The following is a 12410-nucleotide window of genomic DNA, read 5'->3' as shown; positions in this document are numbered from 1 at the left end:
TTGTTAGTCCAACTTTTGGGGGTCAGTTCACTTTGATGTGGACTTTATCTTTATTTATTTTTCCCCTATTACTTCGATTTTATATCCATCTGGGTCTTTAACAAAGAAGTAGGAATCTGATTTGTCAGATAGGGATTTTAGTTCTGTCACATCATAGCCCTTTTCTTTTAATTCTTCTCTAAAGGCTTTTATGTCTTTGTGAGAAATGGCAATGTGACCGTAGCCGTCGCCAATTGTGTAGTCCCTTCCGTCATAATTATATGTCAGCTCAAGTTCATAGGGTGAGTCTTCTAGTTTTAAATATAGTAGTGTAAATTCATCTTCTGGAAAATCCTTGCGCCTTGATTCAACAAAACCCAAGGCTTCTTTATAAAACTTTTCAGATCTTTCCAAGTCCTTTACTCTAATCATTGTGTGTAAAAATTTCATAACATCCCTCCAATTTATTTATACCAATAATTTAGCTTGGTACACATTTTATTTTTTACAAATTATATAAAAAAGCCAGAGAAGATTCTCCGGCTTAATTTTATGCAAGTTCTGCATTTACTTTTTCTAATTTTTCTTCCTTCATCTCGTCCTTGGAGATGATGTCCTTAACCTTCATCAGCCTTGTTATATTTGCCCTTTCACTTTCGTCAAGCTTTGAGCGAATATATTTTATTGTCTCTTCTAGGTCTGGAATTGTCTTGTACTCAAGGGCATTTACTCTCCTTCTCGTCTTTTCGATTTCATTGGCAAGAAGTTGGGCTGCCTTTTCCTTCTGTGTAAGAGTCAAAAGTTCTTCCATGACTTCTGTAAGATCGTCTATAGCAGCATCAAGGTCTGATGTTGTCTGTGCATATCCATAAGGGTAGCGAGATGCATCTTCAGATGTCTTTTTTGTTATAAATTCCATCTCTGGCACATCAACAGACATTACATTTTTCTTTTTGATTTCAACAAGAGTCTGCATAGTAGGAAGTGAAATTGCTTCTTCAAGCATTTCTGGACTCATAGCAGCTGATGCCATGAGAAAAGCTTTAAAGGAATTTTGAAGTTTTTCTTCTACTTCAAGTCTAAGCTTTTTATTTTCCTTTATGAGAGTGATAAACTGTCTCATAAGTTCATCTTGCTTGTCCTTTAAAAGTTTGTGACCTCTAGCAGCATTGTCTAATTTGTCTTTTAGTATGGACAAATTCATTCTTGTGGGATTTACTTTAAGTCTTGTCATTATAATCCCTCATTTTCTAAATTTTCAGAATTTTTAGAATCTTTCTCCTTATCGCCCAAATATTTTTCAATTAATTTGTCGTCAATTCTCTTTAGTTCTGTTCTAGGTATTATAGATAAAAGTTCCCAACCTAAATTCAAAGTATCTTCAATAGGTCTATTTGTTTCAAAACCTTGAGATACATATTGTTTTTCAAACAAATCGGCAAATCTTGCAAAGGCCTTGTCAGTATCTGATAGGGCTGTTTCGCCAAGGATGGCAGAAAGTTCCTTTGCTTCCTTACCTGCAGTGTAGGCTGCATAAATTTGGTTCATTGTATCAGCATGGTCTTCACGAGTTTTGCCCTCACCAATTCCCTTATCTTTTAGTCTTGAAAGTGATGGAATGGCGTTAATTGGTGGTTCAAGTCCTTGCTTATAAAGGTCAGTCGAAAGAATTATTTGTCCTTCAGTGATATATCCTGTAAGGTCAGGGATTGGGTGAGTGATGTCCCCTTCTGGCATTGTCAAAATTGGAATTTGTGTAATAGAGCCTTCCCTTCCCTTAATTCTTCCTGCTCTTTCATAAATACCTGCAAGGTCTGTGTATAGGTAGCCTGGGTAACCACGTCTACCTGGTACTTCCTTTCTTGCTGCAGATACTTCTCTTAGGGCTTCTGCATAATTTGTCATATCTGTCAAAATTACAAGTACGTGCTTTCCAAGTTCAAAGGCCAAATATTCTGCTGCAGTAAGTGCCATCTTTGGTGTTGCAAGTCTTTCAATGGCTGGGTCATTGGCAAGGTTCATAAATAATACCGCCCTGTCAATGGCTCCTGTCTTTGTGAAGTCGTCAATAAAGTATTGAGCTTCTTCAAAGGTAATACCCATGGCTGCAAATACTACGGCAAAGTCTCCACCTGAAAGTACAGTAGCCTGTCTTGCAATTTGTGCTGCAAGTTCGTTGTGTGGAAGTCCTGCTTCAGAGAAGATTGGAAGTTTTTGTCCCCTAACAAGGGTGTTAAGTCCATCAATTACAGATACACCTGTTTGAATAAATTCTGATGGATAGTCTCTTGAAACTGGATTTATGGCAGTTCCGTTAATATCTATTTTTTCTTCAGGAATAATCTTTGGACCATCGTCAATTGGTTCACCAAGTCCGTCAAAGACTCTACCAATCATGTCTGGTGAAACGCCAAGTTCAAGTGGCTTTCCTAAAAATCTTACGCTTGTGTCCATTAAGTTAATTCCACTGGAACCTTCAAAGATTTGAACCATGGCCTTGTCGCCTTCAATTTCAATTACACGACCACGCCTCTTTTCGCCGGTTTGAAGTTCGATGTCCACAAGTTCTTCGTAGGCTGCACCTTCTACTCCTTCAACAGTCATAAGAGGTCCAACGACTTCTGTTACTGATTTATATTCTTTAAGCATCTACATCACCGACCTCTTCTAATTCTTTAAGTTCACTGTCAATTTTATCTTTTATTGCGTCGATTTTTCCCAAATCATCATTAGGAAGATACTTCATTCTGGCAATATTTTCTTTTACATCAAGTTTTTCAATTTCGCTAAAGTAGACTCCCTTTTCTAGTGCTTCTTGACATTTGTCGTAGAAGTAAAGGATTGTGTCAAGCATCTTAAATTGTTTTTCAAGTGGACAGAAAGTATCAACATCGTGGAAGGCATTTTGTTGCAAAAAGTCTTCACGAATTGACTTAGTTGTATCAAGTTTAACTTGGTCTTCGTCAGATAGTGTGTCACGACCTACAAGTCTTACAACTTCAAGTAGTGAAGTTTCTTCTTGTAGAAGGGCCATAGATCTCTTTCTAAGTTTTGAAAATCTTCTGTCTACATTTTCATCTAAATATTTGTCAATCTTAGATTGATATAGTGAATAGGAATCGATCCAGTTAATAGCTGGGAAGTGTCTTTGGTAAGACAAATCGTAGTCAAGCTTCCAGAATATTTTTACGATTCTAAGTGTATTTTGTGTAACTGGTTCAGAAATATCTCCACCTGGAGGAGAAACTGCACCTATAACTGAAAGTGCCCCTTCTCTTTCTTCAGAGCCATTTACTATTACACGACCAGCTCTTTCATAAAATTCTGCAATTCTTGAGCCAAGATAAGCTGGGTAACCTTCGTCACCAGGCATTTCTTCAAGACGACCAGACATTTCACGAAGGGCTTCTGCCCAACGAGATGTAGAGTCTGCCATCATGGCAACTGAATAACCCATATCTCTAAAGTATTCTGAAATTGTAATTCCTGTATAAATTGATGCTTCACGAGCTGCTACTGGCATGTTAGAAGTGTTAGCAATAAGAACCGTCCTCTTCATAATTGACTGACCAGTTATAGGGTCCATTAGCTCTGGAAATTCCATAAGTACATCGGTCATTTCATTTCCACGCTCTCCACAACCTACATAGACAACTATTTGTGCATCTGCCCATTTTGCAAGTTGATGTTGTACAACTGTCTTTCCTGAACCAAAAGGTCCTGGTATGGCAGCAGTACCACCCTTTGTAATTGGGAAAAATGTATCTATTACTCTTTGTCCAGTAACAAGAGGTTCCTTTGGATCAATTTTTTTCTTGTAGGGTCTTCCCTTTCTTACTGGCCATTTTTGTATCATTGTAAGATTTTTATCGCCCTTTTCTGTTTCTATAACTGCAATAGTTTCTTCAACAGTAAAAGAACCTTCTTTAATTTCTTTGATCTTACCCTTTACTCCATTGGGAACCATGATTTTGTGAGTTACAACTGCTGTTTCCTCTACTGTGCCAAGGATATCTCCTGCTTCAACAGAATCTCCAACTTTTGCAACTTTTTTAAATTCCCATTTCTTTTCTCTATTTAAAGGATTTACTGTAACTCCTCTTTTTAAAAAGTCTCCGGCTTCATCTCTAAGTCCAACAAGAGGTCTTTGAATACCGTCAAACATTTGCTCGATCATTCCAGGTCCAAGCTCAACGGAAAGTGGTGCTCCTGTTGTATAAACTTCATCTCCAGGGCCAATACCTGTAGTTTCTTCGTAAACTTGAATGGAAGCCTTGTCGCCTCTCATTTCAATAACTTCACCAATTAGTTTGTCTTTAGAAACTTCTACTACGTCATAGACATTGGCATCTTCCATGCCAGATGCTACAACTAGTGGTCCGGATACTTTAATTATCTTTCCTGATTTCAATAAAGCTCCTCCTTTATAAAAAGGTGATTAATCACCTAATATATTTGCTCCAACTGCCTTTTCAACATTTTTGTTCAAATTCTTCATACCAATACCAAGAGTTCCCTTGTTTGAAGGAATTACTATAATTGCTGGCAATAATTTGTCATTATATCTCTCTATAGTATTTGGTATTTTTGCAGCAAGTTCTTCTGTAATATAAATTACGCCATAATCTTTTTTGGCAAGAGCATCAACCTTTACCCTTGCATCCTTTTCTTCGTAGCTGACGAAGACATCTATCCCAATTGCCTTAAAGGATAGAACTGAGTCCTTGTCGCCAATAACTGCAATTTTATACATAAGTATCACGCAACTTTTCTCTAATAAATTCACTGTCAAGTCCATTTAGTTTGGAAACCAAAATAATTCTAAGATTTTTAATTTCCATTTCCTTTGCCAAGACATTGGCAAAAATAACTTCTGGACCATAGGTGATGTACTTTACATCCTTAATCAAGTCTATAAAGTAGTTGTCCATCTCTCTTTCAAAGTCTGAAAGATTTCCCCTTTCCTTAAAGGAATCAAGAGCCTCTTTTATATACTTGTAAATCTCAAGTTTTTTAAAGACATCTGTATCTGAACTTAGCTCTCTATTTAATAAATCCAAATAAGTTTCTTTTCTGACATTGCCACCTTCAATGATTATTTGTCTTAAAAATTCCACATCTTTTTCTTGCTTCTTAGCCCTTAGAAGTGTCCTGATATTTGTAAAATCAATTAAATTCTTTGCGTATTCTATAAATAAGTCCACTTGAGACTCTTCTGCAAGTTCAAGAAGTTCAGTGAAGTAGGCATTGTCGAGATAAATATCAATTAGCTGTGGATCTTTCTTTTCTTCGTAAAGCTCCTCAACCCTTTGAATAAGTTCAATGTTTTTATTCCTCTTATTCCCTTTTACAAGGGCATCTCTGTATTCCTTTAAGTCAAAATCTCCAATGTTCATGTAGAGATCCTTTAAGTCCTTTTTCCCAATATCTTCTTTAATAATTACCTTTAAGTTGTGGTAAAAATATTTTAAGGTAATGAGACGAATAGGAATTTTGGAAGGAGAAATATCAAAAAGTTCATCATAAAAACTTGTGAGTTCTTCTTTTAAAATATATTCATACTCTGTGGGAGAAGAGATTTTATTTATATACTTGTTGTAAACTGTATCAGATAGAGATCTTAGTGCGTCTTCCAAAGTTTCTGTCTCAGAAGCTCTTATAAAGTTTTCACTTTTTAAAAGTTCCTTTTCCATGACCCTAAGTCTTGTAGAACTTTGGATAAATTTACTTCTATCCATTTAACCACCTTTTCCTCTTAACTGAAAAGTTTTTCAGCCAAAAATTTTTCCAACTCTTCTCTTTCAGATTTTACAAGGGACCTAAAGTCGCCATTGTAAATTAAATTTCCATTGTGTAGGACAAAGCCTCTTTCTACATCAGTATCAGATACCTTAAAGCCAAGATCAGCTTTTTTTACTGCAGCTCTATATTTACTTGGCACATCTAATATAGAATTTTTGTCCTCTACACCTTCAACATTATTTTTTACGAATTTTACAAAATCTTCTTCTGACAAATTTTCAAGCTCTCCTATTGCCTTTTCAAGGACCTCATCAATTACCTTGTGCTTTTCAGATAAGATGTCATCTCTTGCCTTTAATTCAGCACTGGACTTTGCCCTTTTTAAAAGGTCTTCTCTTTCTTTTATAGAGATTTCATTAATTTTATCAGCTAAAAATTTTGCATCATCTTCTCTTTTTTCTACAACAATATGTTGTTTTTCTTCTGCTTCCTTTATAATTTCATCAGCCTTAGTCTTTGCATCCTCAATAATTTTATTTAAAATATTTTCAAGTCCTGCCATAGTATCACCTAGGCTCTAAATAGTATAAAGAATGAAATTGCAAAGGCAAGAATTGCATAAAGTTCAACCATTACTGCAAAGATAATACCCTTTGCTTGTTGTTCTTCATTTTTTGCCAAGATATTTATACCTGCAACGGAAACTTTTCCTTGTGCAACTGCAGATACAAGTCCAGCAAGACCAATTACGGCACCACTTGCCATGTACATAAATCCTGTGTTTACTGGAACATCTGGTGAAAGTCTAAATAAAATAAATAGTCCAATTACGAATCCGTAAAGACCTTGTGTACCTGGAAGTAGTTGAAGTACAAGTGACTTACCAAATTTTTCTGGCTCATCAATTACTACTCCTGCAGCAGCTTCACCTGCCATACCTACTCCCTTAGCAGAGCCTGCACCTGAAAGTGCAACTGCAAAGAAGATCCCAAGTGATCCTAAAATCAATCCACCATATTCTCCCATTAATCCATTTAACATATTAATCCTCCTAGTCTATATTAAAGTAATCTGAATTTTCTATCATTTTTTTGAAAGGTATGCCTCCACCTTCATAAAATTTATTAAACATTTCTACATAAGTAAGCCTTGCTGTATGAACATAAGCTGACAAATAAGAAAGAAAGGCATTAAATAATTGGAATACCACAAAAATTACTATTGCAAATAATTTGCCAAGTATATTTGACTCAAAAAGCATTCCTGCAATCATATTTATGGCAAGTCCCAAGAAGGAACCTGATAAAACTAGCGCCATAAGTCTTAGGTAAGATACGAAATCACCAAGATAAGATGAAATTCCATATAGGGAATAAATTCCCCAACCTATTTTTGCACCAGTGGATTTTTCTTCTCTACCACCAGTTGCCACAATGCCTATCATGCCAAGTACCATTACTACCAAGAATACTTTGCCAAAGGCTGCAACTTGTGGAAGGAATTTACTTAAGATAAATCCAATTGCTCCCAAAACTGCCATGTACCAAAATCCAACATCATAAAGGGCATCCTTTGGTTTGCCATCGCGAATATTCATATAAGCCTTGATGCCAAGGGCAAAGAATATGTGAATGCCACCAAGTATTAGTGAGAGAATTACTAAAAGTGTTGAATCCTCTGCTGGATCTATAAGTGCTGGAAGTTCGATTATTCCTCCAAAGAAGGAACCAAATACAAGTCCAAATATTATTGTGGAAATAGAAAGATAATTGAAGAATTTTATAAATCTTCTCTTCTTTTCCGTCAACTTAAACTTTTTAAGGGCAAAAAGCGTGCCCAAAAATACTAAAAGACCATAGCCAAAGTCGCCAACCATTATGCCTGCAAATATAAAATAAAAAGGCGCAAAGAAAGGCGTCGGGTCAATTTCATTGTATCTTGGCATAGAATACATTTCCGTCATAAGTTCAAAGGGACTTACAAAGGAATTATTTTTAAGTAAAATTGGCACTTTCTCAGAGTCTCTATTTGCATCTTCTGCATTTAGATAATAATTTTCGCCACAAACTTTTTTAATTTCATTTTCAAAGCCTTCTAATTTGTCGCTTGGAACATAACCTTCTATGAGGTCAAGTTCAGTGGTCTTTAAAAATTTTCTCTCTGACATTATCTTAATTTTTTCATTTCGATAAAATTCATAGGAAAATTTAAAATCTTCCAAATATTTTAAATAAGTCTTTAAGTCTTCTTCTATGTTTTTATTTTTTTCATAAAGAAACTCTTTGTCTCTTTCGTAGGACTCTATCTTGTCCTTGACTTTTCCATCTGCCTTGATGTTTATAGGCGTGAAACCATAGCTTGAAAATAGGGATTTTATCTTTTCATCAACAGAATTTTCCACTATCATTAGATAATAATAAAAATTCTTGTCCTTGGAGACCCTATCAAGGTAGGCAAGATCATTTTTTATAAATTCACTTTCAAATTCAGCCGCATGGTTGGAAGAAACGGTGCCTGTGTAAATGTTTACAGAACCCATATTATTCAAGCCGTCTACTGAAGATGAAAGGTCTTCCCAAGGTTTCAATTCACCAATCTTTGAATCGATGTTTTGAATCTTGCTGTTGTTTTTGTCTTTAGCCTCTACTAAAGCTTTAATCTCCCCATCGATTTTTTCAAAGTGAAATGCCAGAGCCCTAGCAGCAAGCTCTTCCAAGCTAATGTCTTCTACTCCCTCTTTCATTGCCTTAAGAGGATTTTCCTTATCCTTAAACTGAAGTAGCAGATCAATGTCTTCCTTTGACCTTTTGATTTTGTCGTCAATTTCAATTAAATCTTCTGAAGATCTAGGTCTTGTGAAATCGTCTTCTGAAAAATCAGCATCAAAGCGAGACTCGTCAATGTGAACATAATTAAACTTTTGAAATTTATCAATTAGTTTAGCCCTGTCCCTATCAAAGATAAAGAGTTTGAATTTTTTCATATTAACTATTGCCATTATTCACAATCCTCTCTACCACTGACTTTACAATTTCAGCTTCTTTGTCTTTGGAAATATTTGAAATTTCAGCAATCTTTTTTGCCGCCTCTTCTCTTATTGGCACAACGGACTCTTCTCCTTCAGCCCTTGCCTTTTCCAAGAAAGCATCCTTTTCCATCTTTGCCCTTTGGACAATTTTGTCATAGGATTCTTCTGCAAGAGATTTGGCATTTTTAATAATTTCCTCAGCCTTAACTTCTGCATCGTCAATAATTTTTTTTGCCTCAGCTTCAGTGTCTTTAACTCTTTTTACTGCATCATCTGACACTAAATCACCTCCAGTGTAAAATCTTTCTTAAATTAATTATATCACTTGTTAAATTATTATTTAACCATAAACATAAGAAATTTAATTTTCATTATGATTACTTGATACCCTAATAGAATTTCTTTATTTAAAATTAAAAGAAAAAGCTATAATTTTTGTAGTTTTTTTATCAATCGTAAGATAAAAATTAATTTCTAATGACTTAGCAAAAATAAATAATACTTTTGTTAAAAAGAAAACCACTACAAAAAAGCAGTGGATGAAAATTTTTTATTAAATTTATTAATCTATCTTTCTCAAAATGTCTTGAAAGGCATTCATATTGTAAATTTTTGAAACTAACAAAATTGAAAGCAATTTGTCGGCATAGTCTGTAATAATTTGCACGCCAAGAACAATGGCAAAATCTGAAATATCCATAATGGCGCGAAGGGCTTGAACAATATAAGACGAGCCAGCCGTTGTCACTGTGCCAAAGAGATAAGTGGCTATTAGGGCAGATGAAATTGCTGCAGGAAGGGACATGGCAGGTGCCAGATAAAGTTTTGAGACAATATCATCCCTCTTTAAAAATTTAAAATAACCTGCTGTAAATCCCACCACAATTTGCGTCGGCATAAAATAAATTGCAATTGGATCTCCTATACTATTTGCAAAGGCTGAAATAATTCCTGTCAAAATTCCAAAAGCTGGGCCAAAAGAAAAACCAGCCATTATTGTTCCAATAGAATCAAGATATACTGGTAGTTTTAATACTACGGCAAGCCAGGCACTTACTGAATTTATTGCAATACATAATGCCATAAATGTGATTTTCTTTGAAGTAATTTTCATAGGAGATCACCCAAAATTTTCTCATTAACTTCACATTTTGTAATTTCTTCTAAAAAATATTTCCAAACTTCATAGACATCTAAGTCTTCATAGAGTATTATATTTTTTTCTCTCTTCATGAAGTTCATCTCGTCTACCATGAGCATGCCTCTTGCAGGTCCATCTGTTATGCACTCTGCATTAAAAGTTCTGCTCCTAAAAAATTCTGGCTTTCTTTCTGCAATAATAGTTAAGGGATCATTTATCACTGAACCAATAATTTTTTCGTATTCCCAGTGAAAGTCCATGTAAAAATCCGTTATCTTTTCAATAAAATTTCCCACTTCTGGATTTAATCTCTTCATGTAGGACAAAATACTTGGCGTCAAGACAAATTTTCTAGTCACATCAAGGGGCAAAATCTCAACTTTATTGGGAGCATTTTTTATGACATAGTCAGCAGCATCTGGGTCCACATAAAAATTAAATTCAGCAACAGGACTCATGTTGCCATGGCTCTTAAAGTTGCCGCCCATTATAATTATCCTAGTGTCCTTAAAGGCGGCTCTATCTCTTTTTAAGGCTCTGGCAATATTAGTAAGTGGTCCCAGGGCAAAAATTGTCAGCTGACCCTTCCTCGCCTCATTAACTAAGAAGTTTATGGCATCGCCCTCTGATTTTTTTTCTTCATAAGGTAGATAAGTTTCACCGAGACCATCTTCGCCATGAGTGTCCTCTGCGTTAATAAATTCCTTTGAAAGAGGAGATGTGCTTCCCATGTAAATTTTAAAATCATGATTTAAAAACTTTGAAAGTCTTAGGATATTTTTCCTTCCCTTTTCTGCGTGCACATTTCCCGAAACTAAAGAGATCCCGAGGATATCATATTCCGCTACATTATTTGCTAAGATAATGGCAATGGAATCGTCAATCCCGGGATCTGCGTCGATAATAATTTTTTTCATTTTTACCTCCATTTCTTTGGAGAACAATTAGTTTTTTATACTTGGAGTTCCCGAACAAGTGAAACTTATTATACAATAAATATTTGAAATAGACAAGTTTAAAGGCTTGAAGTATAATGAATTAAGGCAAAATTAAATTAAGTAGGCAAAATTAAAAATTTAACTTGGAGTGATTATATGAAAAAACTTTTTAAAGTATTGATTTTATTTGCAGTAGCTCTAACTCTTTTTGCTTGCAACAAAAAGAATAATCCTACTGATAATACAAATAAAGGCGAAGAAAAAGAAAAAACCACAGCAAGCGCAATAGAATTAGACAAAATGCCAATTGAGAATTTTGAATTTCACACTATTGATATTGTTAATGGCAACACAGTAAAATCAGAAGATTTTTACAAAGAAAAACCATTAACCCTTGTAAATGTTTGGGGAACTTTTTGCGGACCATGTAAAGAGGAAATGCCTGATCTAGCAAAATTATATGATGAATACAAGGATAAGATAAACTTCCTTGGTGTTGTTGTTGATACTAATGCAAGCATGGATACAAATGTCCAAGAAGCTCAACAAATTTTGAAAAATGCAGGCACAAATTACACAAATATAATGCCAAACTCAACTACAGAGGATACTTTGGTAAATATAACTGCAATGCCAACAACATTCTTTGTGAATAGCGAAGGAAAAGTTCTTGGTGGTTTCGTTGGTCAAGCAGACAAAGATAGTCTCGCGGCAACACTTGACAAATTAATAGAAGAAAACAAATAATATAAAAGATGAGTTCAATTCATTCAATTGAGCTCATCTTTTTTTATAAGTTTTTATTTATTTGTCAGTATGCACAAAGTTTTTATATCCTTTCTTACTCCATACTTTTTGTGACATCAACCCACTCTTTATACTTTGAATGTTTTTCTAGCTCATCTAATGTAAATTCTATGGCGCTATTACTAGATCCGCAAGCTGGAAAAACTGTGTCAAATCTTTTTAGGGACTGGTCGAGATATACCTCTACGCCATCCTTTACGGCAAAGGGACAGACTCCTCCCACTTCATGAACGATTAACTCTTCCACCCTATCCTTGTCAATCATCTTTGCCTTAGTGGCAAAAAATTCTTTGAACTTCTTGTTGTCAATTTTCACATCTCCAGCTGTCACCACTATTACTATCTTATCCTTTAGCATAAAGGAAAGGCTCTTGGCAATTCTTTCTGGCTGACAATTTAGGGCTGCTGCTGCAAGTTCCACAGTTGCACTAGATGTATCAAATTCAATTATCCTATCTTCAAGACCAAAATCTTTAAAATAATTTTTAACTTTTTCTATGCTCATTTCTCTCACTCCATAAATTTTTATCATTATATCACAAAATAATTTTTATGTTAAAAGACTGGGGGCTTCTTAAATTTTTTAAAAATTTTTTAAAGTTAAACCTCTCTAAATTTACATAAAATATAGGCTAGAGATTTACTCCCAAAAAGAAATTATAAAGCCAATAAATAAAGAGACTCGAGTTAAGAGTTTCCCTAATATTTGACATAAAGTCAAAATTTTTGAATAGTAAAAAACTTCAAAAAAATAAGAGCGAGTTTCCTCGCCCTT

14 protein-coding genes are annotated in these 12410 nt (G+C 34.8%); 1 reads left to right on the top strand and 13 read right to left on the bottom strand.

What is annotated here, in order from left to right; genetic code table 11:
• Positions 1-54 precede the first annotated feature (54 nt).
• From HMPREF2801_RS05795 to HMPREF2801_RS05740, 12 genes are all read right to left on the bottom strand, one after another.
• Complete coding sequence (locus tag HMPREF2801_RS05795) at positions 55-429, bottom strand: lactoylglutathione lyase (protein WP_070611148.1); 375 nt, start codon at positions 427-429, stop codon at positions 55-57.
• Positions 430-529: 100 nt separating this feature from the next.
• Positions 530-1213, bottom strand: coding sequence for a V-type ATP synthase subunit D (locus HMPREF2801_RS05790; protein ID WP_070611146.1), 684 nt, complete (start codon positions 1211-1213; stop codon positions 530-532).
• Entirely contained in the window at positions 1213-2628 is a 1416-nt protein-coding gene (locus tag HMPREF2801_RS05785; RefSeq protein ID WP_070611144.1) for a V-type ATP synthase subunit B, read from the bottom strand. The genes HMPREF2801_RS05790 and HMPREF2801_RS05785 overlap by 1 nt, the downstream gene beginning before the upstream one ends.
• Positions 2621-4390, bottom strand: a complete 1770-nt coding sequence (locus tag HMPREF2801_RS05780) for a V-type ATP synthase subunit A (RefSeq protein ID WP_070611143.1) — start codon at positions 4388-4390, stop codon at positions 2621-2623. Before HMPREF2801_RS05780 ends, HMPREF2801_RS05785 begins: the two co-directional genes overlap by 8 nt.
• Before the next feature lie 27 nt (positions 4391-4417).
• Complete coding sequence (locus tag HMPREF2801_RS05775; protein WP_070611141.1) at positions 4418-4732, bottom strand: V-type ATP synthase subunit F; 315 nt, start codon at positions 4730-4732, stop codon at positions 4418-4420.
• Complete coding sequence (locus HMPREF2801_RS05770) at positions 4725-5717, bottom strand: V-type ATP synthase subunit C (protein WP_070611139.1); 993 nt, start codon at positions 5715-5717, stop codon at positions 4725-4727. The genes HMPREF2801_RS05775 and HMPREF2801_RS05770 overlap by 8 nt, the downstream gene beginning before the upstream one ends.
• Before the next feature lie 17 nt (positions 5718-5734).
• The gene (locus HMPREF2801_RS05765) at positions 5735-6283 is read right to left on the bottom strand and encodes a V-type ATP synthase subunit E (protein WP_070611137.1); all 549 of its coding nucleotides are present in this window, start codon (positions 6281-6283) and stop codon (positions 5735-5737) included.
• Positions 6284-6291: 8 nt separating this feature from the next.
• Positions 6292-6762 carry a V-type ATP synthase subunit K gene (locus HMPREF2801_RS05760; protein ID WP_019124184.1) on the bottom strand — a complete coding sequence of 157 codons (471 nt, stop codon included), beginning with the start codon at positions 6760-6762 and terminating at the stop codon, positions 6292-6294.
• A 10-nt stretch (positions 6763-6772) separates the two neighbouring features.
• Positions 6773-8719 (bottom strand): V-type ATP synthase subunit I, encoded by a 1947-nt coding sequence (locus tag HMPREF2801_RS05755; protein WP_070611135.1) that lies wholly within the window; start codon positions 8717-8719, stop codon positions 6773-6775.
• A complete protein-coding gene (locus HMPREF2801_RS05750; RefSeq protein ID WP_070611133.1) occupies positions 8706-9029 on the bottom strand; it encodes a hypothetical protein in 324 nt (107 codons plus the stop codon). The genes HMPREF2801_RS05755 and HMPREF2801_RS05750 overlap by 14 nt, the downstream gene beginning before the upstream one ends.
• Positions 9030-9311: 282 nt before the next feature.
• Positions 9312-9863: an ECF transporter S component gene (locus tag HMPREF2801_RS05745; protein WP_070611131.1), complete on the bottom strand. Its 552-nt coding sequence runs from the start codon at positions 9861-9863 to the stop codon at positions 9312-9314.
• On the bottom strand, positions 9860-10807 hold the full coding sequence (locus HMPREF2801_RS05740) for a nucleoside hydrolase (protein WP_070611128.1): 948 nt from the start codon (positions 10805-10807) through the stop codon (positions 9860-9862). Before HMPREF2801_RS05740 ends, HMPREF2801_RS05745 begins: the two co-directional genes overlap by 4 nt.
• Before the next feature lie 177 nt (positions 10808-10984).
• Here HMPREF2801_RS05740 and HMPREF2801_RS05735 point away from each other — a divergent pair, with 177 nt between their 5' ends.
• A complete protein-coding gene (locus HMPREF2801_RS05735; protein WP_070611127.1) occupies positions 10985-11575 on the top strand; it encodes a TlpA family protein disulfide reductase in 591 nt (196 codons plus the stop codon).
• Positions 11576-11669: 94 nt separating this feature from the next.
• Here HMPREF2801_RS05735 and HMPREF2801_RS05730 read toward each other — a convergent pair whose 3' ends face one another.
• Positions 11670-12167, bottom strand: a complete 498-nt coding sequence (locus HMPREF2801_RS05730; protein ID WP_246829984.1) for a YbaK/EbsC family protein — start codon at positions 12165-12167, stop codon at positions 11670-11672.
• Positions 12168-12410: the final 243 nt, after the last annotated feature.

Source organism: Peptoniphilus sp. HMSC062D09 (assembly GCF_001811425.1).
Classification (GTDB): domain Bacteria; phylum Bacillota; class Clostridia; order Tissierellales; family Peptoniphilaceae; genus Peptoniphilus_A.
This window is presented reverse-complemented; position numbering and strand designations above follow the sequence as displayed.